Raw genomic sequence first — 23293 nt, 5'->3', positions numbered from 1 at the left:
GGGGATGAACTCGATGGGGAATTTCACTGATCTGTACACCTTAACCCCGCTGCAGGAAGGAATGCTGTTCCATTCGCTGTACTCCGAAGGTTCGGCCTATATGATCCAGAACACCGCCGTTCTTACAGGCGAGCTTGACATCGCAAGCTTTGAAAAAGCCTGGAACAAAGTGGTGCAAAGACATTCGATTTTGCGAACCGGCTTCCTCTGGGAAGAGGTCGAGAAGCCGCTGCAGGTGGTCTTCGAGCATGTTCCTTTTTCCATCCACCAGGAAGACTGGTCCGATCACAGCGAGACTGAACAGGAAACGATGCTGGCAGCGTTTTTGCAAAAGGAAAAAGAAGCGGGCTTCGACTTGAGCGAAGCCCCGCTCATGCGCGTAACGGTCATCAAAAAGGCCGAAGCCGTGCACCAGCTCGTCTGGAGCTTCCATCATCTGCTGTTGGACGGCTGGAGCAGCCCGATCGTTTTTCAGGAGGTTCTCGAATTTTATGAGGCGTATCGCCAAGGCAAAGAGTTGAGATTGCCGCAGCCAAGACCGTTCAAGGATTACGTCTCCTGGCTTCGCCGTCAGGACAAGCAGGCAGCCGAGACGTTTTGGCGCGAGTTTTTGGGCGAAATCGAGAACCCGACGCCGCTTCCTTTTGAATCGTATGCCAAAAGGAAGCAAGAGACGGAAAAAGGCATTCGGGAAGCGACAAAAATTTTATCTCGTGACGTGACCAAAGCGCTTTCCAAATTGGCGCGGACGTACAAAGTCACCATCAACACCATCGTGCAAGGCGCATGGGCGATCCTCCTCAGCCGTCTGAGCGGCGAGGAAAGCGTGGTGTACGGGGTAACCGGCTCCGGTCGCCCGAGCGACCTGCCCGGCGTGGAGCAGATGGTGGGGATGTTCATCAACACCTTGCCGATGAAGGCGATTGTCGCTCCCGAGAACACGCTGGCTCACTGGTTCAAGGAATTGCAGGAACAGCAATCCAGAGTCCGCCAGTATGAATACACGTCATTGGTCGACATTCAGGGCTGGACGGATGTTCCGCGCGGGATGCCGCTGTTCGAAAGCATTTTCGTATTTGAAAACTACCCGCTCGGGGAAGAGGCCGAGCAGGAGGTCGGGTTTACCATCTCCCATGTGCAACACTTCCAGGAGGTGGATAATCCGCTCACCGTTGTCGGGATTCCGGGGGATCCGTTCCGCATCAAAATGATGTACGCGACAGAGCGCTTTGAGCCAGCGGCAATCGAGCGGACTCTAGACCAGCTCGAACGTATTCTGGAGGCAATCGTTGACAATCCGGAGCAGCGCCTGTCCACGCTCTCTTTGCTCAGCGAGGAAGAGAAGCAGCACTTGCTGTTTGAACTGAATCAGACTGCGACCCACTATCCTGCCGACAAAACGGTCCATCAACTGTTTGCAGAAACGGCCGCCAAGTACCCGGAGCGCATCGCTGTTGTCGCGGGCGACCAGCAGTTGACCTATGCCGAACTGGAGACGAAAGCGAACCAGCTTGCTCACTACTTGCAAAAGCAAGGAGTGGAGACAGGTACTTTTGTCGGGATATGCGTTGAACGCTCGGCGGACATGCTCGTCGGACTGCTTGCGATTCTCAAGGCAGGCGGGGCGTACGTGCCGCTCGACCCGGCGTATCCAAAAGAGCGTCTCGACTTCATGCTGGCGGATGCCAACGTGTCCGTCTTGCTGACCCAAAAGCATCTGGCGAAGATGTGGAAAAGCGGAAAGCACCGCGTTGTCTGCCTCGACCGCGACAGCAAGAACTGGGCGGAGGAAAGTACGCTTGCGCCAGTCGTGGATACGACCAAAGACAGTCTCGCCTACGTCATCTACACGTCAGGCTCTACGGGTACACCAAAAGGAGTTCTCGTCCCGCATCGCGGAATTGTCCGTCTGGTCAAGGAAACGAATTACGTCACGATCAGCGAAGAAGACGTCTTTTTGCAAGCATCGACCGTATCGTTTGACGCGGCTACTTTTGAAATCTGGGGAGCGCTGCTGAACGGAGCGAAGCTTGTGCTGATGCCGCCGCATCTGCCTTCGCTCGATGAGCTGGGCGAAGCGATTCAAAAACACAACGTGACGACACTGTGGCTGACAGCCGGGCTGTTTTCCATCCTGGTCGACCACAAAGCCGAATATTTGCGCGGCGTGCGGCAGTTGCTCGTCGGCGGTGACGTCGTCTCCGTCCCGCATGTGCGCAAGGTGCTGGCCATGGGCGGCATCACCGTCATCAACGGCTATGGCCCGACGGAAAACACGACGTTTACGTGCTGCCATCCGGTCACGGAGCTTGCAGACGAGATCACCTCGTTCTCGATTGGCCGTCCGATCAGCAATACGACGGTGTACGTTCTGGACAAAAACAGACAGCCTGTTCCGATTGGTGTTGCAGGCGAACTATACATAGGGGGAGACGGCCTCGCTCTGGGCTATTTGAACAATCCAGAGCTGACCGCAGAGCGGTTCGTGGACAATCCGTTCGACCCGCAAAAAGGTTCACGCCTGTACCGGACAGGCGATCTGGTCCGCTATTTGCCGGACGGCACGCTTGACTTTATCGGGCGGATCGACAACCAGGTCAAGATTCGCGGTTTCCGCATCGAATTGGGCGAGGTGGAAGCAGCGCTCTCGTTGCATCCGGCTGTGAGCGAAATCGTGGTGCTGGCCCGCGAAAACAAGCAGGGCGAGAAGCACTTGACAGCGTATGTGACCACATCAGAAGAGGGATCGCTCCATGTGTCCGACTTGCAGGCATGGGCAAAAGCAAAGCTGCCTGAGTTCATGGTGCCGACTTTTTACGTATTCCTCGATGCCATGCCGTTAACGGCGAACGGCAAGATCGACCGCAGACGACTGCCGGAGCCGGAATGGGACACTTCCGCTCTTTCTAGGGAATACATAGGACCGCGCAATCAGGCAGAAGAGCTCATTGCCAACATCTGGTCGCAGGTGCTTGGAGTCGAACAAGTAGGGATTTACGACAACTTTTTCGAGCTTGGCGGACATTCGTTGCTGGCAACACGGGTCGTTTCCAGGATGCGCGAAGCGTTTGGCGCAGAGCTGTCTGTGCGTTCCATTTTTGAGCATCCGACGATTGCCGCATGGAGTGAGCAAGCCGCTGCCCTCCTGGTGGGCGAAAAAGAGGCGGACGGTACCACGATTCAGCCTGTGCCGCGAGAGGGCAAGCTGCCGTTGTCTTTTGCCCAGCAGCGGCTGTGGTTCCTCGATCAGCTCATGCCGGACAATCCGATGTACAACATTCCGTTTGCGCTTCGCATGCAGGGAGAGCTGGACGTAGCGGCCTGGGAAAAAAGTTTGCAGACGATCATTTCGCGCCATGAAAGCTTGCGTACAACGTTCACGGACGAAGATGGACAAGCCGTGCAGGTAATCCATCCGCAGCTGGACTGGCAGCTTGCTGTGCTGGACTTGCGCGAGCTTGACGCGGATGCGCGGGAACGGGAAGTAGGCCGACTGGCTGTTGCCGAAGCGGCCCATCCGTTCAACCTGAGACAAGGGCCGCTGCTGCGCGCGTCGATGATCCGAATGGACAACCAAGAGTATGTCTTTTTCCTCAACATGCACCACATTATCTCTGACGGCTGGTCGATGGGCGTCTTCCTGCGCGAATTATTGGCCTATTACGAAGCTTTCCGCAAAGGCGAGGTGCCAACGCTAGAAGAGATGCCGATTCAGTACGCGGACTTTGCCGCCTGGCAGCGTAAATGGCTGGCTGGCGAGGTATTGGAGCAGCAGGTTGCCTACTGGAAAGAGAAACTGAGCGGAGCGGAACCGCTTTTGGCTCTGCCGACAGACCGTCCGCGCCCTGCTGTCCAAAGCTACGCGGGGGCAGTCTATACCACCACTTTCTCGCGGGATTTGCTCGGCAAGCTGAAAGCCCTTAGCAAGGAAGCGAATGCTACCTTGTTTATGACGCTGCTCGCGGCTTTCCAAACCCTTCTGTACCGCTACAGCGGTCAGGAAGACATCGTGGTGGGCAGCCCGGTTGCTGGCCGCAATCGCCAGGAAACGGAGAAACTGATCGGGTTTTTCGTCAACACGCTGGCGCTGCGAACACAGCTATCCGGCGAGCTTACCTTTACCGAATTGCTGGCACGGGTTCGGGAAACAGCCCTGGCAGCCTACGCGCATCAGGATGTGCCTTTTGAAAAACTGGTCGATGAGCTGCAACTGGAGCGCAGCCTGAGCTACTCGCCGCTGTTCCAGGTCATGTTCGTCCTGCAAAACTTCCCACTCGAGGAAGCGGAATCGTCGAAGATCCAGCTGACGCTGCTCGATACGGAGCGCCACTTGACGACCTCCAAGTTCGACCTGACGCTGACGATGAGAGAGCAGGCGGACAGGCTCATTGCCTCGTTTGAGTACAGCACGGATTTGTTCGACCGCGCGACCATCGAGCGTATGGCGGAACATTTGCAAAATCTGCTGGAGGCTGTCGTCGCCGAACCGGAAGTGCCGATTGGCCAGCTTGCGTACTTGAGCGAGAGCGAACGGCACAAGCTGATCGTCGAGTGGAACGATACAGCCACCGACTATCCGCGTGAGAAAACTGTGGCGCAACTGTTTGCAGAAACAGCAGCCAAGCACCCGGAACGCATCGCCGTCGTCGCGGACGACCAGCAGTTGACCTATGCCGAGCTGGAGGCGAAAGCGAACCAGCTTGCTCACTACTTGCAAAAGCAAGGAGTGGAGACAGGTACTTTTGTCGGGATATGCGTGGAGCGCTCGCTGGACATGCTCATCGGTCTGCTTGCGATTCTCAAGGCAGGCGGGGCGTACGTGCCGCTCGACCCGGCGTATCCAAAAGAGCGTCTCGACTTCATGCTGGCGGATGCCAACGTGTCCGTCTTGCTGACCCAAAAGCATCTGGCGAAGATGTGGAAAAGCGGAAAGCACCGCGTTGTCTGCCTCGACCGCGACAGCAAGAACTGGGCGGAGGAAAGTACGCTTGCGCCAGTCGTGGATACGACCAAAGACAGTCTCGCCTACGTCATCTACACGTCAGGCTCTACGGGTACACCAAAAGGAGTTCTCGTCCCGCATCGCGGAATTGTCCGTCTGGTCAAGGAAACGAATTACGTCACGATCAGCGAAGAAGACGTCTTTTTGCAAGCATCGACCGTATCGTTTGACGCGGCTACTTTTGAAATCTGGGGAGCGCTGCTGAATGGAGCAAAGCTTGTGCTGATGCCGCCGCATCTGCCTTCGCTGGATGAGCTGGGCGAAGCGATCCAAAAGCACAAGGTGACGACGCTGTGGCTGACAGCCGGGCTGTTTTCCATCCTGGTCGATCACAAAGCCGAATATTTGCGCGGCGTGCGGCAGTTGCTCGTCGGCGGTGACGTCGTCTCCGTCCCGCATGTGCGCAAGGTGCTGGCCATGGGCGGAATCACCGTCATCAACGGCTATGGCCCGACGGAAAACACGACGTTTACGTGCTGCCATCCGGTCACGGAGCTTGCAGACGAGATCACCTCGTTCTCGATTGGCCGTCCAATCAGCAACACGACGGTGTACGTTCTGGACAAAAACAGACAGCCTGTTCCGCTGGGAGTAGCAGGTGAATTGTATATCAGCGGAGATGGTCTGGCTCTTGGCTATTTGAACAATCCGGAGCTGACCGTAGAGCGGTTCGTGGACAACCCGTTTGACCCGCAAAAAGGTTCACGCCTGTACCGGACAGGCGATCTGGTTCGCTATTTGCCGGACGGCACGCTTGACTTTATCGGGCGGATCGACAACCAGGTCAAAATACGCGGCTTCCGCATCGAATTGGGCGAGATCGAGACAGCGCTCGCGAGCCACCCGGCTGTGCAAGACGCGTTCCTCCTGGTGCGAGAGGATACGCCTGGCGACAAGCGGCTTTGCGCCTACCTTGTTTTTGCAGAAGGCGAAGCGGTTGAACCTGTCGAGATGCGCTCGTATCTCAAAACCAAGCTGCCGGAGTACATGATTCCGTCCGCTTTCGTGAAAATGGACAGCCTCCCGCTGACGCCGAACGGAAAAGTGGACCGCCGGGCACTGCCAACACCGGAATATGTGGGCGGCGAGGCAACTGACCGTTATGTGGCGCCTGTGACAGAACTGGAAGTAACGCTTGCTAACATTTGGAAAAGTGTGCTCGGTGTAGCGAGTGTCGGCATCCACGACAACTTTTTTGAACTGGGCGGGGACTCCATTCTCAGCATCCAGATCGTGGCCCGCGCGAACCAGGCAGGCATTCGGTTCACACCGAAGCAGTTGTTCGAAAATCAGACAATCGCCGAATTGCTGCGCGTCGTGACAGACGCGAGCCAGACGACAGGCGCGAAATGGGAAAACGAGCAGGGAATCGTCACCGGGAACGTGCCGCTTACCCCGATCCAGAAATGGTTTTTTGAAGCTGAGCAACCTCCCCTGCATCACTGGAACCAGTCGTTGCTGCTTACTGTACAGCAGCCGGTTGACACTGCCGTTCTGGAACGGGCGATCGCAAGCTTGCTCTCTCACCACGATGCGCTGCGCATGCGTTTTACGCGACAGGACGGCACGTGGAAGCAACAGATGGATGGGCTCGGCGATCATGTCCCATTCCGCAGCCTAGACTTGTCGAATCTCCCGCGGGAAGAACAGGCAGCCCGGCTGGAGGAAATCGCCTGCGAGGTACAAGCGAGCCTGAACATTACGGAAGGCCCGGTCGTACAGGCCGTGTACGTGAACCTGGGGGAAAACGAAGCGGGCAGACTGCTGCTCGTCATTCACCACCTGGTCGTCGACGGTGTATCGTGGCGGATTTTGCTGGAAGATTTGCAGCATGCCTATGAGCAACTGGCAGACGGTCAAGACGTGCAATTCCCGGCGAAGACCACTTCGTTCAAGATGTGGGCAGAGCAATTGGCCAACTATGCCAACTCGGATGAGTTGAACCAGGAAAAAGCGTACTGGCTCCGCCAAGGCAGCGGGGTGAGTCCGCTCCCGGTCGACCATCCGTTTGAGCCTGGCCAAAACACGGAAGCGTCAGCGCGACAAGTGACGTTTTCGCTGAGCAAAGCGGAAACGCGCGCCTTGCTGCAGGAAACACTATCCGCCTACCGCCTGCAAATCAACGATGTGCTGCTCGCCGCCCTGGCCAAAGCGCTGAACCGCTGGACAGGAAAAGAGACGCTGTACGTCCATCTGGAAGGACACGGCCGCGAGGAGATTATGGAAGGCGCCGATCTGTCCCGTACCGTTGGATGGTTCACAAGCATGTATCCGGTGCAGCTTGCGATTGACCAGACGATGCCGTGGGGCAGCCTGCTGAAAACGGTCAAGGAGCAGCTTCGCCACATTCCGCGAAAAGGAATGGGCTACGGCATCCTGTACTACCTGAGCGATGACGACGCGTGGAGAGAGCAGGTGAAGGTGCAGGCAAAGCCGGAAATCAGCTTCAACTACCTTGGGCAGTTCGACCAGGTGGTGTCGACCGATTCGAAGTTCGGCATCGCGGATGAAGCGAGAGGCGCAAATATCTCCCCTGATTCCATTCGTGCGCATTTGCTGGATGTGAACAGCGTCATTTCAGGTGAACAACTGCACATCACCTGGATGTACAGCAAAAACATCCACAACGAAAGCACGATTGAAGCAGTGGCCCGTGATTACATGGCGGCCTTGCGCGAGATCATGGCCCATTGCCGCTCCGAAGAGGCAGGAGGCTACACCCCTTCCGACTTCCCGCTGTCCCGTCTGGATCAGCGTGCGCTCGACCAATACGTGGGCAAGGAGCGTTCCGTTGAAAACGTCTATCCGCTGACTCCGCTGCAGGAAGGAATGCTTTTCCATTCCTTGTATGAGCAGACGGGCGGAGACTATGTGGTGCAATTTTCCATGACGATGCACCATTTGCAGGTTGACGTTTTCCAGCAGGCGTGGCAAAAGGTCGTGGACCGTCACCCGATTTTGCGCAGCTCCTTTATTTGGGACGGGGTGGTAAAACCGCATCAGATTGTCCGCAAGCATGTTCCGGTAACAATTGTGGAAAAAGATGTGCGCCATCTGCCCGCCGATCAGCAAAAAGCGGAGTGGGACGCGTTTTTGGAGGCGGATCGCAGACGCAGCTTCGCGATTACCGAACCGCCGCTGATGCGCTGGACGCTGTTTCGGATCAGCGACGAAGCGTACCGCTTCATCTGGAGCTTCCACCACGTCTTGCTTGACGGCTGGAGCGTACCGCTCGTCATGAAAGACTGGTTTGCCGCTTATCTGGCTCTGGCCGACGGAAAAGACATTCAGCTTGGCGCTGTGCAGCCGTTTTCCCACTATGTCGCGTGGCTGCAACGCCAGGATTTGCAAGCGGCCGAGCGCTTCTGGCGCAGCCATTTGAAAGGCATTTACGCTCCGACCCAGCTGAAGATGGGAAAAGCAGCGCAACCTGGCGCGGTTCGGAAAGCGTACGACGAGCGCTCCATTCGCTTCTCGGCGCAGTGGACACAGCAATTGCAAGCTTTTGCCCGTCAGCATCAGGTGACGATGAATACATTGGTGCAGAGCGCATGGGCATTAATCCTTGGCGCTTACAGCAACGAAGCGGATGTTGTTTTCGGGGTAACGGGTTCCGGACGTCCGGCCGATTTGCCTGGCGTGGAAAACATGGTCGGTCTGTTCATCAACACACTGCCGATTCGCGTGGCGCTGGACCCGCGCAAAACGATTCGGGAATGGCTGCGCGAATTGCAGGAGCTGCAGGTGGAGATTCGCCAGTACGAGTACACGTCACTGGTTGACATCCAGAGCTGGAGCGAAATCGAGCGTAACGCTTCCTTGTTCGAGAGCATTTTTATCTTTGAAAACTACCCGATTGACGAGTCTGTCAAAGAAGTGGATCACAGCTTCCGAATCGCAGATGTGGACTCGGTGGAGCAAACGAACTATCCGCTGACGGTCGTTTGCGGCCCTGGCGAAGAGTTTCTCGTCAAAATCAAGTTCGATCAGAGTCGCTTCGACGGTGGAGGAATCGAGCGCGTCCTGGAGCAGATGACGCTTCTGCTGCAGTCCATGACAGCCAACCCGGACCAACTGCTTGCTGACGTCAGCATGATGAGTGAACGCGAGCAGCAGCAGGTGCTTGTCGAGTGGAACGAGACGAAGGTGGAGTATCCGACAGGGCTGTGCGTTCATCAAGCGTTTGAAGAGCAGGCGGCAAAGACACCGGATCACGTCGCACTCGTGTACAAAGAGCAGGAGCTGACGTATGCCGAGCTGAATCAACGGGCGAACCAACTGGCACATCAACTGCTTGCGCAAGGAGTGAAGCCGGATACGCTTGTCGGGATTTGCGTCGAGCGCTCGCCGGAAATGATAATCGGCATTCTCGGTGTGCTGAAAGCGGGAGCCGCCTACGTGCCGATCGATCCGGCACTGCCGCAAGAGCGGATTGCCTACATGCTCGAAGATTCACAGGCTGGCGTCTTGCTGACGCAGCAATCACTCGTCGATATGTTGCCAGTGACGAACGCTCGCGTGATTTGCCTCGATGGCAATACACGGGCAAATGAGCCTGTGACCAATCCAGAAAGCGGGGCTACGGAGCAAAATCTTGCCTACGTCATGTACACGTCAGGCTCTACCGGGTTGCCAAAAGGGGTGATGGTCGAGCACCACAGCGTGATGAATATGGCCTATGCCTTGATCGAAGCGTTCCGGATTCAGCCATCCAGCCGCGTCCTGCAGTTTACATCGTTCAGCTTTGACGTGTCTGTCTCCGAGATCGTCATGGCTTTGCTCGCCGGAGCGACACTGGTGATCGAGGATCGGGAATCGCTTTTGCCGGGTCCTGAACTCATCACGGTACTGCGAGAAAAACGCATCACGACCGTCTCGATGGTGTCTTCCGTACTCGCGGCATTGCCAAGTGCTGATTTGCCTGACTTGCAAACGTTGATTGTCGGCGGAGAGGCACCAAGCGATGAGCTTGTCGCCCGCTATGCGGCAGGTCGCCAGTTTTTCAACTGCTACGGACCGACCGAGGCAACGGTATGCTCCACCATGATGCTGTGCCAGCCGGACATGAAACATGCGCCAATCGGCCGTCCGATCGCCAATGCGACCTTGTACGTGCTGGATGCGCACATGAAGCCGGTTCCGGCAGGAGTACCCGGTGAACTGTACATCGGGGGGAAAGGCTTGGCCCGTGGATACTGGAATCGTCCAGAACTGACGTCCGAGCGCTTTATTGCGCATCCGTTCGGAGCAGAGGGAGAGCGGCTTTATCGCACAGGCGACCTCGTCCGCTATTTGCCAGACGGCAACCTTGAATTCCTTGGACGAATCGATACGCAGGTGAAAATACGCGGTTATCGCATCGAGCTGGGAGAAATCGAGAATGCGCTAAGCCGACATGCTGCGGTACAGGAAGCCGTAGTCGTTGCGTTCGATCAGCGTTTGGTGGCGTATCTGGTGGCTGCAGGCGAAGACAAGCCGGCAGCAGAGGAGCTTAGCCGCTATCTGAAAGAAACATTGCCCGACTATATGATTCCATCCGGTTTTGTCTGGATGGAGGCGATTCCGCTCACGGTCAACGGAAAAGTAGATCGCCGCGCACTGCCTGCACCGGACTGGGGACAACGGACCAGCCAGCGGGAGTATGTCGCGCCGCGTACGCCGACGGAAGAAATGGTAGCCAACATCTGGGCACAGGTGCTGTCCGTCGAGCAGATCGGAATCCATGACGATTTCTTCGAACGGGGCGGTCATTCGCTTTTGGCTACCCAGGCCGTTTCCCGCATGCGTCAGGCTTTTGGCGTGGAGCTGCCGCTTCGCACGCTGTTTGACTATCCGACAACCGCTGCGATCAGCGAGCAAATCACCGCCCTTTTGCAGGGAGAAAACCGTATGGACAGCACGCCGATCACACCCGTGTCGCGTGACAAACAACTGCCGCTTTCGTTTGCGCAGCAACGACTGTGGTATTTGGACAGGCTGATGCCGGACAGTTCCGTGTACAACATCCCGTCGGCTGCCCGTCTGTACGGGGAGCTGGACGTCGAAGCGTGGGAGCGCAGTCTCCAGCTGATGATTCAGCGCCATGAGAGTTTGCGGACGACTTTCTCCGACATCGACGGGGAAGCCGTGCAAATCATTCATCCTGACATCGCGTGGAAGCTGGAACGAATCGATTTGCGGGACGCAGACAATCGCGAAACAGAGGCATTGCGTCTCGCGGCAGAAGATGCCAAACAGCCGTTTGACTTGCAGCGAGGCCCGCTGCTTCGCGCAAGCCTGATTATCCTGGGAGAGCAAGAGTACGTCTTTTTGCTGAACATCCACCATATCGTCGCGGACGGTTGGTCGATGAGCGTATTCATGGACGAGCTGGCAGCGATCTACGAAGCGCTTCGCAAGGGAGAAACGCCGCAGCTTGCCGCAATGCCGCTGCAATATGCCGACTATGCCGCATGGCAGCGCCAGTGGCTGCAAGGAAGCGTATTGGAGCAACAGGTAACATACTGGAAACAGAAACTGGGCGGTGCCGAACCACTTCTGGCCCTGCCGACAGATCGTCCGCGTTCTGCCGTGCAAAGCCACAATGGGGCGATGCATACCATTACACTTTCGGCAGAGTTGCTCACCGCGTTGAAGGCGCTCAGCCGTGAAGAAGGCTCGACGTTGTTCATGACGTTGCTCGCTGCCTTCCAGACCTTGCTCTACCGCTACAGCGGTCAGCACGACATCATCGTCGGCAGCCCTGTTGCCGGACGTAACAGACAGGAAACGGAGTCGCTCATCGGCTTCTTCGTCAATACACTGGCGATGCGCACCGACATGTCCGGGGACCCGACGTTCCGCGACTTGCTCGGAAAGGTGCGGGAGACCGCGCTGGAAGCGTATGCACACCAGGACCTGCCGTTTGAAAAGCTGGTGGATGAGCTTGCACTTGAACGCAGTCTCAGCTACTCGCCGCTGTTCCAGGTGATGTTCGTCCTGCAAAATATTCCGCTGGGCGTCCAGACGCTGTCTGACATCCGTATCGAGCCGTTTGACAGAGGGCATGAAGGGGTAAGCGCCAAGTTTGACATCACCCTGACTGCTGTAGAGCTGCCGGACGGACTGATGGCAACCTTCGAGTACAATACCGATCTGTTCGATCCGGCAACGATCGAGCGGATGGCGGGTCATTTTGCCAACCTGCTGGAAGCGATCTCGGCAAATCCGTTGCAAAAGATTACGGCGATTCCGCTCATCAGCGATCAGGAACGGGAGCAGGTTCTCGTGCACTGGAATGACACGCGTGTACCGTTTGAACGGGAAATGTGCGTGCACGAATTGGTTGCCCGGATCGCCCGGGAGATGCCGAATCAGCTTGCGGTCGTCTCCGCAGACGGACAGATCACCTATGCCGAACTGGATGCCAGAGCGAATCAGGTGGCGAACTGGCTGCGAAATCAGGGAATCACTTCCGAGACACTCGTCGGCATTTGCGTACAGCGTTCCATCGACATGCTCGTCGGTCAACTGGCGATCTGGAAGGCGGGCGGTGCGTACGTCCCGATGGACCCTGATTACCCGCAAGAGCGTCTCGCGTTCATGATGGCAGATGCCGCCATGCCCGTTGTCCTCACTCAGGAGCACTTGCTTGCGCGACTGCCGCAAGAGACGGCTGCGTTGCTCTTCTGCCTGGACCACGACTGGAATGTTTTGGAAAAGGAGAGCGGCGAAGCTCCGGTGACAGAGACGACGACAGCAAGTCTCGCCTATGTGATCTACACGTCTGGTTCTACCGGAACGCCAAAAGGGGTAGAGATCGAGCATGCTGCCTTGCTGAACCTCGTCTCCTGGCACCAACGGGCATACAACGTGCAGGCAGAAGACCGAGCGACACAAATCGCGGGTACAGCCTTTGACGCTTCGGTCTGGGAAATCTGGCCATACCTGACGAAAGGCGCGACGCTGTACCTTCCATCCGAAGAAATCCGTCTTGTGCCAGAAAAATTGCGGGATTGGCTTGTTGCGTCGGAGATTACCATCAGCTTTTTGCCAACGCCGCTTGCCGAGAGGATGCTTGCGCTGGAATGGCCTGCACACACCAGCTTGCGCTACATGCTGACAGGGGGAGACAAGCTGCACGACTACCCGCCGGCAACCTTGCCGTTTACCCTGGTGAATCAGTACGGACCAACGGAAAACGCGGTTGTGGCTACAGCAGGCATCGTTCCGCCAGAGGCGGGGCAAGGGTCCGCGCCATCCATCGGACGTCCGATTGACAACGTGCAGTTGTACATCCTCGATGAAAAGCTGCAGCCTGTGCCGATTGGCGTAGCGGGCGAGCTGTACATTGCCGGAGACAGCCTGGCCCGCGGCTATCTGAACCGCCCCGAACTGACCAAGGAACGGTTCGTGGCCAATCCTTTCTCTGAAAAACCGGGCACGCGCATGTACCGGACGGGGGACCTGGTGCGCTACTTGCCGGATGGCAACATCGAGTTCATCGGGCGGGCTGACGATCAGGTGAGCATCCGCGGCTTCCGTATCGAGCTGGGCGAGATCGAAACGGCACTGTACAGCCACGCGGCGGTAAAAGAAACGGTCGTCGTCGTTCGGGAGGATACGCCGGGAGTGAAGCGACTCATTGCCTATGTCGTGCCAAAAGAAGGACTAGAGGTGCGGACAGGCGATTTGCGCAGCTCTCTCAAGGAAACGCTGCCTGAGTACATGGTGCCAGCCGCCTTTGTTCTCATGAATGCCTTGCCGCTGACGCCAAACGGCAAGGTAGATCGCAGAGCGCTCCCCGCCCCTGACTTGTCCCGCAGCGAGGCAGCAGGCACTTTTGCCGCTCCGACAACCGAACTGGAAGCCAAGCTGGCAGACATCTGGAAAAGTGTGCTGGGCGTTGCCGAAGTCGGCATCCACGACAACTTTTTTGAGCTCGGCGGCGACTCCATCCTGAGTATCCAGGTTGTCTCCCGAGCCAATCAGGCCGGAATTCGCCTGACGCCGAAGCAGCTTCTGGGCAATCAGACAATTGCGGAACTGGCGGGCGTCGCAATCGTAACGGACGACACCCCAGCAGCGAAACTGTCCGCCGAGCAAGGCATCGTGACAGGGGACGTGCCGCTCACGCCGATTCAGTCGTGGTTTTTTGCCTCCGGGCAGCCGTCAGTCCATCATTGGAACCAATCCTTGCTGCTCACGGTTCAACAGCCTGTTGATCTGAGCGTCCTGGAGCGGACCATTGAGGTGTTGCTCGCTCATCACGACGCCTTGCGCATGCGTTATGCCAAGACGGAGCAAGGCTGGACACAGCGGATCGAAGGGGGAGCGGAGTCGGCGCCATTTTACAGTGTTAACCTTGCTGAGTTGCCTGCCGAACAGCAAGTGGCTCGGCTGGAGGAAATCGCAAACGAAGTGCAAGCAAGCCTGCATCTGATGGAGGGGCCTGTTGTTCAAGCGGTTTACTTCCATCTCGGGGCCGATCAGCCTGGCCGTCTGTTGCTCGTCGCCCATCACCTTGTGGTAGACGGCGTGTCGTGGCGTATTTTGCTGGAGGACCTGCAAACCGCCTACGGACAACTGGCATCCGGTCAATCCGTGCAACTCCCGGCCAAGACAACCTCCTTTAAAACGTGGGCCGAACAGCTGCAAAAATATGCCGCTTCCGAAGCCATCGAGCAGGAAAAAGCATATTGGCTGAGCCAAAGCAGCGAGGTGAGCCGACTGCCGATTGACCACGCGTTCGATCCAGGTCAAAACACGGAAGTGACCGTCAAGCAAGTCACCCTTTCCCTGACAGCGGAAGAAACCCGCGCGTTGCTGCAGGATGCACTGGCGCCATACCGCCTGCAAATCAACGACGTGCTGCTAGCCGCTCTCGCCAAAGCCTTGCATGGCTGGACGGGCGAAAAGACAATGGCTGTCCATCTCGAAGGGCACGGACGCGAAGAACTGATCGAGGGTGCAGACTTGTCCCGCACTGTTGGCTGGTTCACGAGCATGTACCCGGTACAGCTTGCCATTGAGCCGACGAAGCCGTGGGGCGAGTTGCTGAAGGCAGTCAAGGAACAGCTTCGCCGCATTCCGAACAAAGGGGTCGGCTACGGCATCCTGCGTTATTTGAGTCCGGATGAGGAACTGCGGACAAGACTCGGCGAGAAGGCGCAGGCCGAGATCAGTTTCAACTACCTTGGCCAGTTCGATCAGGCAGTTTCGCCCGCGTCGAAATTTGGCATGGCCCAGGAATCGAGAGGAGCCCATCTCGGGGAAAATGCGCTACGTCAGCATTTGCTGGATGTCAACAGCGTCATTACGGGAGAGCAGCTCCATGTCACGTGGATGTACAACGAAAACATTCACGAGGAAAGCACGATTCAAGCGCTCGCGGCAAGCTACATGGAAGCGTTGCGCGAGATTATCGCACACAGCCAGTCGGCAGAGGCAGGAGGCTATACGCCGTCCGACTTCCCGTTAGCACGCATGGATCAACGCGCTCTTGACAAGCATCTGGGACAAGATCGCCTGGTCGAAAACGTCTATCCGCTCAGCCCGCTGCAAGGCGGCATGCTGTTCCACTCCCTGTACGAACAGGAGGGGGGAGACTACGTCGTCCAATTGGCGATGACCATGGAAGGGCTGCATGTGGAAGCTTTTGAACAGGCGTGGCAAAAGGTCGTCGACCGCCATTCGATTTTGCGCACCGCGTTTATTTGGGAAGGTCTGGAGGAACCGCATCAGGTTGTCCGCAGACAAGTACAGGCGCGCGTGGAAAAAATCGATCTGCGCCATCTCTCTCCGGCAGAGCAAAAAGCGGAGCTGGCCCGCTATCTGGAGGCGGATCGCAGACGCAGTTTCGAAATCACGGTACCGCCGCTGATGCGCTGGACGCTGTTCCGCTTGAGCGAGGGAGCCTATCGCTTCGCGTGGAGCTTCCATCACGTCCTGCTGGATGGGTGGAGCATCCCGATTGTGCTGAAAGACTGGTTCACTGCGTACTTGTCCCTGGCAAATGGTACAGAAGCTACTTACAACCCGATCCAACCGTTCTCACACTATATCGAATGGGTTTTGCGCCAAGATTTGCAGGCAGCCCAGCAATTCTGGCGCGAGCAGCTAAAAGGCTTTTACGAGCCTACGCCATTGGCGATGGGCGATAGCGCGAGTGGTCTTGCTGAGACTGCAAAAGGATACGCGGAGCAAGAAATTCGTTTGCCGGAAGACGTGACAGCCCATTTGCAAGCTTTTGTCCGCTCGCATCAGTTGACGTTGAACACGCTGGTGCAAGGGGCGTGGGCGCTTGTCCTGAGCCGCTACAGCGGAGCAGATGACATCGTCTTCGGTGCGACAGGCTCCGGCCGTCCGGCTGAATTGCCCGGCGTAGAGGACATGGTTGGTCTGTTCATCAACACGCTGCCGATTCGCGTTTCAGTGGATGCAAGCAAAACGGTCCGGGAATGGCTGCATACCATGCAGAAGCAGCAAGTGGAGCTGCGCCAGTACGAATACACGCCGCTCGTCGACATTCAGGGCTGGAGTGACATGCCGCGCAACACGGCGCTGTTCGAAAGCATTTTCATCTTTGAAAACTACCCGCTTGGCGAGTCTGTGCAGGCAGAAGACCACCAGTTGCAATTGTCCGACGTGGAAACGATTGAGCAGACAAACTATCCGCTTACGGTCGTCTGCGGCCCAGGTCGGGAACTGATCCTGAAAATCAAGTACGACCAAAGCCGGTTCACTTCCGAGCGAATCGGGCGCGTGTTGCAGCAGATGTCCCGTTTGCTCCAGTCCATGGCAGCAAAACCGGAGCAGCGTCTCGCAGAAGTGTCGATGATGAGTGACCGCGAGCGCCAGCAGGTACTGGTTGAATGGAACGATACGAGCGTGGCATATCCAGAGCAGCTTTGCGTTCATCAGGCGTTTGAAAAACAGGCAGAAAAGTCACCAGATGCCGTGGCCCTCGTCTACAAGAATGTGGAGTGGACCTATGCCGAACTGAACCAGCGGGCTAACCAGTTGGCGCACAGACTGCTTGCATTGGGAGTACAACCGGATACGCTGGTGGGCATTTGCGTCGAACGATCACCGGAGATGATCGTCGCTTTTCTCGGCGTGCTGAAAGCCGGAGCTGCCTACGTGCCGATTGATCCGGCGCATCCGCAAGAACGGATCGCCTACATGATCGAGGATTCGCAGGCGAGCGTTTTGCTGACACAGCAATCGTTGCAGGACAGGCTGCCTGCCGTTTCCCGTCAGGTGATTTGCCTCGACAGCGGCGAACTGGCGAATGAGCCGACCACCAATGTGACAACAAGCGTCAGCGAACACAATCTGGCCTATGTCATCTACACGTCCGGCTCGACCGGATTGCCAAAAGGCGTCATGATCGAGCATCACAACGTCATGAACCTGGCGCATGAGTTGATTCAAACATTTGGGATCGACGCGACCAGCCGCGTTCTGCAATTCATCTCGTTCAGCTTCGACGTATCGGTGTCCGAGATCGTCATGACCTTGCTCGCCGGAGCGACCTTGGTTATCGAGGATCGCGAGTCGCTGCTGCCAGGGTCTGAGCTGATCCGGGTATTCCAGGAGCAGCGCATCACGGTGGTATCGATGGCTTCGTCTGCACTGGCCGCCTTGCCGGAAGCTGATTTGCCTGACCTGCAAACGATTATCGTCGGCGGAGAACCGGTCAGCCGTGAGCTTGTCGTCCGCTTTGCAAAAGGCCGCCGGTTGTTCAACTGCTACGGGCCGACCGAAACAACCGTCACGGCGACGCTCAAGCGTTGTCAGGATGATGGCAAAAATCCGCCAATCGGCCGACCGCTTGCCAATGTCACAACCTATGTGCTGGATGCACACGGGCAGCCTGTGCCAGTCGGCGTACCAGGCGAACTGTACATCGGCGGCAAAGGGGTGGCAAGAGGCTACTGGAACCGTCCCGAGCTTACGGCAGAGCGCTTTATCGCGCATCCGTTCGGCCGGGAAGGAGAACGGCTCTACCGGACGGGCGACCTCGTTCGCTATCTGGACAACGGCGAGCTCGAATTCCTGGGCAGGATCGACGACCAGGTCAAAATTCGCGGCTACCGCATCGAACTGGGCGAAATCGAAAATGCACTCAGACAACATCCCGCTGTGCAAAACGTCGTGGTTATCGCACGCCAGGATCGGTCCGAAGACAAGCGTCTGGCCGCTTATCTGGTCGCAGCCGATAGCCAGCAGCCGAGTGACGAAGAGCTTGTTCGCTATCTGAAAACGACCTTGCCGACATACATGATCCCCGCAGGCTACGTCTGGATGGAGAAAATTCCGCTTACGGTCAACGGAAAAGTAGACCGCCGCGCCCTTCCAGCACCGGATTATGAACGCGACATGCCGGCAGCGCAGTATGTGGCTCCGCGCAGTCCTGTCGAAGAAATCGTGGCGAACATCTGGGCGCAGGTACTGGCGGTGGAGCGAATCGGAATCCATGACGACTTTTTTGAGCGGGGAGGCCATTCCCTCTTGGCTACCCAGGCAGTTTCCCGCCTGAAAGAAGCATTCGCGGTCGATGTGCCGCTGCGCATGCTGTTCGAGCATCCTTCTGTAGCCGCGATCAGCGAAAAGCTTGCCGAACGGCTGGAGGTCAAATCGGGAGTCGCCAACGTTCCGATGCTCCCTGTGCCGCGCGAGCAGCATCTGCCACTCTCGTTTGCCCAGCAACGGCTGTGGTTCCTGGACCGCTTGCTTCCGGACAGCGCCTTGTACAACATTCCGTCCGCGATGCGCATAACAGGGCAGCTTAACATCCCGGCATGGGAACGCAGCTTGCAAATGATAATCGAGCGGCACGAGAGCTTGCGCACGACGTTCACAGACATCGACGGGGAAGCGGTGCAGGTCATTCATCCCGCGATCGAATGGCACCTCGCTCACATCGACTTGCGCGACTTGCCGCAAGAAGAGCGGGATGCTCGGGTACAGCACTTGGAAAAAGCAGAGGCTACCCAGCCATTCAATCTGCACACCGGACCGTTGATGCGGGCTACGCTCATCCAGACAGGCGACGAGCAGTTCGTCTTTTTGCTCAACATGCACCATATCGTTTCGGACGGCTGGTCCATGAGCATTTTTATGGGAGAGCTGGCTGCCATTTACGAAGCGCTGTGCAAGGGCGATGCTCCGCAGCTTGCCGAACTGCCGCTGCAATATGCAGACTTTGCCGCCTGGCAGCGTGAGTGGCTGCAAGGAGAGGTGCTTACGCAACAGCTCGCCTACTGGAAAGAAAAGCTGGATGGCGCCGAGCCGTTGCTGGCCTTGCCGACAGACCGTCCGCGTCCGGCTGTACAGACGCATCACGGTGCTTTGTACACGACGACATTTTCGCTGGAGCTTGCAGAAAAGCTGCATGCACTCAGCCGTCAGGAAGGCGCAACGCTGTTCATGACCTTGCTCGCAGCATTCCAAACGTTGCTCTATCGCTACAGCGGTCAGGACGACATCATCGTGGGAAGTCCGGTGGCTGGACGCAACCGACAGGAGACGGAGGGGTTGATCGGTTTCTTCATCAACACCCTGGCGATGAGGACAGATATGTCCGGCGCGCCGACGTTCCGCGAACTGCTGGCGCGAGTGCGCGAGACTGCGCTTGCGGCGTACACGCATCAAGACCTGCCCTTTGAAAAGTTGATAGACGAACTGGAGCTGGAGCGTAGTCTCAGCTACTCGCCGCTCTTCCAGGTCATGTTCGCGCTGCAAAACTTCCAGATGCAGACGCATGAATTTGAGGGCATCGAGATCGCGCCGTTTGAAAGCAAAAACGAAGCCGTCATGTCCAAATACGATATCAGCCTGACGATGGCAGAGACGCCAAACGGCCTGCTCGCTACGTTTGACTACAATACCGATTTGTTTGACCACAGCACAATCGTGCGCATGGTCAATCATTTCCAGCGTGTGCTGGAAGGCGTCGTCGCCCAGCCGGATCGGTCGATTACGACTTTGCCGCTCTTGGATGCAAAAGAGCGCAAGCAGCTTGTGATCGAGTGGAACGACACGGCGGTCGCCTATAGGTATGAAGAAACCGTGCACGAGCTGGTGGCGAAAATAGCCCGGAAGCTGCCGGAGCAACTGGCGGTCGTCTCCGCAGAAGGCTCGCTCACCTATGCTGAATTGGACAGAAGAGCGAATCAGCTCGCGAACTACTTGCAACAGCAAGGGGTTACAGCGGAAACGCCTGTCGGAATCTGCGTCGAACGCTCCCTAGAGATGATTGTCGGCCAGCTGGGGATTCTCAAAACAGGCGGAGCATTTGTTCCGATGGACCCATCCTATCCGCAAGAGCGCCTGGCATTCATGATGGAAGACACAAACATGCCAATCGTACTGACTCAGGAACGATTGCTTGCGACATTGCCAACAGGGGATGCAGCGTTCATTTGCCTTGATCTCGACTGGGAGCTGATTGCCGAAGAAAGCACAGAAGCGCCGGAAATCACCACAACCACGGACGAGCTTGCCTACGTCATCTACACGTCAGGCTCCACCGGAAAGCCAAAAGGCGTGGAAATCGAGCACCGCGCGCTGTTGAATCTCATTTTCTGGCACCAGCACGCCTACAAGGTCACGCCTGCTGATCGGGCATCGCAAATCGCGGGAACAGCCTTCGACGCTGCTGTCTGGGAAATCTGGCCGTATTTGACGGCAGGTGCGACGCTTTGCCTGCCGCAAGAAGAGATTCGTCTCGTTCCGGAAAAATTGCGCGATTGGCTCGTAGAGGAAGGGATCACGGTCAGCTTCCTGCCGACGCCGCTTGCCGAGAGCCTGCTGTCTGTGGAATGGCCGGCACACGTCAGCCTGCGCTACATGCTGACTGGCGGGGACAAGCTGCATCAGTACCCTGCGGAACATGTGCCATTCACGCTGGTAAACCAGTACGGACCCACGGAAAATGCGGTCGTAGCGACAGCAGGTATCGTTCCCGTACAAGCGGGTCAGGTAACGCCGCCTTCCATCGGCCGCCCGATTGACAACGTGCAAGTTTACATCCTGGACGATAACAGACAGCCAGTGCCGATTGGCGTTGCAGGCGAGCTGTACATTGCGGGCAGCAGCCTGGCCCGTGGCTACCACAAGCGTCCGGATTTGACCCAGGAACGTTTTGTCGAGAACCCGTTCAGCCCTGTGCGCGGCGAAAAAATGTACCGCACGGGCGATCTCGTCCGCTACCTGCCAGACGGCAACATCGAGTTTATCGGCCGTTCCGACGATCAGGTAAGCATCCGCGGCTTCCGCGTTGAGTTGGGCGAAATCGAGACGGCCCTGTACACGCATCCCGCCGTCAAGGAAGCGATTGTCCTCGCCCGCGAAGATATGCCGGGGGTCAAAAGACTGGCGGCGTACATCGTGCCAGCAGACGGAGCCGCTTACGAAGCGGGCGAGTTGCGCAGCTACCTGAAAGAAAAGCTGCCGGAATACATGGTGCCAGCCGCATTCGTCATGCTGGAAGCCCTGCCGCTGACGCCAAACGGCAAGGTAGACCGCCGGGCCTTGCCCGTGCCGGACTACACAGCAGACGGGGAATACGCTGCACCGGAGACGTTTGTCGAGCGAGTGCTGGCGGAGATATGGAAAGATGTCCTGGGGGTAGAGGAAGTCGGGATTCACGACAACTTCTTCGAACTCGGGGGAGACTCGATTCTGAGCATCCAGATCGTGGCCAGGGCAGCCCAATCCGGCATTCGCCTGACGCCGAAGCTGTTGTTTGAAAACCAGTCGATTGCCGAGTTGGCTCAAGCGATTGGCGAGTCAGTCAGCATCTGCGCGGAGCAGGGTCTCGTCACAGGCGACGTGCCGCTCCTGCCGATTCAGCACTGGTTCTTCGAGCAAAAGCTGGCGGATCGCAATCATTGGAACCAGTCGGTACTGTTGACTGTTCCGCCGATTGATCCGGACATCTTGCGACAAGCGTTCTACCATTTGCTCGGTCACCACGATGCTCTTCGCCTCCGTTTCTATCACGAGGATGGGAAGTGGAAACAGTGGGGCGCTGAATGGTCTGACATCGTTCCATTTAGCGCGGTGGATTTGGCAGATTTGCCTGCCGAGCACCAGGTGGAACGAATCGAGGAAATTTCCAGTGAAGCGCAGGCAAGCTTGCATCTGGCAGATGGTCCGTTGCTCCGTGCCGTTTACTTCGACCTCGGCCGCGAGCAGGAAGGCCGCTTGCTGATCGTCATTCACCACCTGGCTGTTGACGGGGTGTCGTGGCGCATTATCACGGAAGACTTGAACAAGCTGTGCAACCAGCTTTTGCAAGGCAAGCAGGTGCAACTGCCGCCGAAGACGACTTCCTACAAATATTGGGCAGAAAAATTGGCAGAGTACGCCCATTCCGACAGCCTCAGGGAAGAAGCAGCGTATTGGCTGAACAGCCTCGATGCAGAGGTGAACGCCCTGCCAAAAGATTACGAAAACGGCCAAAACCGCGAGCTTTCTGCCAAAACGGTTTCCGTCGCTCTGTCCAAGGAAGAGACGAAAGCACTCCTGCAGGAGCTGCCAGCCGTCTACCAAACCCAGATTAACGACGTCTTGCTGACTGCTTTGGCCGAAGCGATCTTCGTCTGGACCGGAAATCAGACGACGCTGGTCCATCTGGAAGGACATGGACGTGAAGACCTGTTTGACGACGTCGACCTGTCCCGTACAGTCGGCTGGTTCACAACGATGTACACCATCCTCCTGGATACGAGAGGCACAACCTCGCTCAAAGCAGCGCTGCAATCGACCAAAGAACGGTTGCGCAGCATTCCGAACAAAGGGATTGGCTACGGCATCCTCCGTTACCTGAATCAAGAGATGGCAGAGAAGTTCAAGGCTTTGCCAAAAGCAGAGATCAGCTTTAACTACTTGGGCCAGCTTGACCAGGCCATCCGCGACACAGATTCCTTGTTCGGCTATGCGAGCGAAGCGAGAGGCGACAACTTCAACCGCAACTCCGAGCGTCAGCACCTGCTTGACTTCGGTTGCTCTGTCGTCGGCGGCCAATTGGTCGTAACCATCGCCTTTAGCGAAGAAATGTACCGTTTCGAAACGATGGAAGCGTTGGCGGACTACTACGTGACCGCTCTGCGCCAATTGCTGGAACTGGCCGGGGACGAAAAAGCCGCAGAACCGGCAACAACCGCTGCGAGCGATTTGTCCGAATTTGGCTGGGATGACGAAGAGATCGCCGACTTGCTTGATCTCATCCAGGAAAAGTAATGGATCCAATCTGCCAAGAGGCGTCAAACGCCGGCGCCTCTTTTGGCAAATTTTAATGGG

Annotated in this window: 1 protein-coding gene; it reads left to right on the top strand. The window is 57.1% G+C overall.

Annotated features, from left to right (window positions below; all coding sequences use genetic code 11):
- Positions 1–13 precede the first annotated feature (13 nt).
- Positions 14–23233 carry a non-ribosomal peptide synthase/polyketide synthase gene (locus AAFJ72_RS11520; protein WP_432774077.1) on the top strand — a complete coding sequence of 7740 codons (23220 nt, stop codon included), beginning with the start codon at positions 14–16 and terminating at the stop codon, positions 23231–23233.
- Positions 23234–23293: the final 60 nt, after the last annotated feature.

Source organism: Brevibacillus gelatini (assembly GCF_050920745.1).
GTDB lineage: Bacteria > Bacillota > Bacilli > Brevibacillales > Brevibacillaceae > Brevibacillus > Brevibacillus gelatini.
Note: the sequence above shows the minus strand (reverse complement) of the source record. Positions and strands in the feature narration are given on the sequence as shown.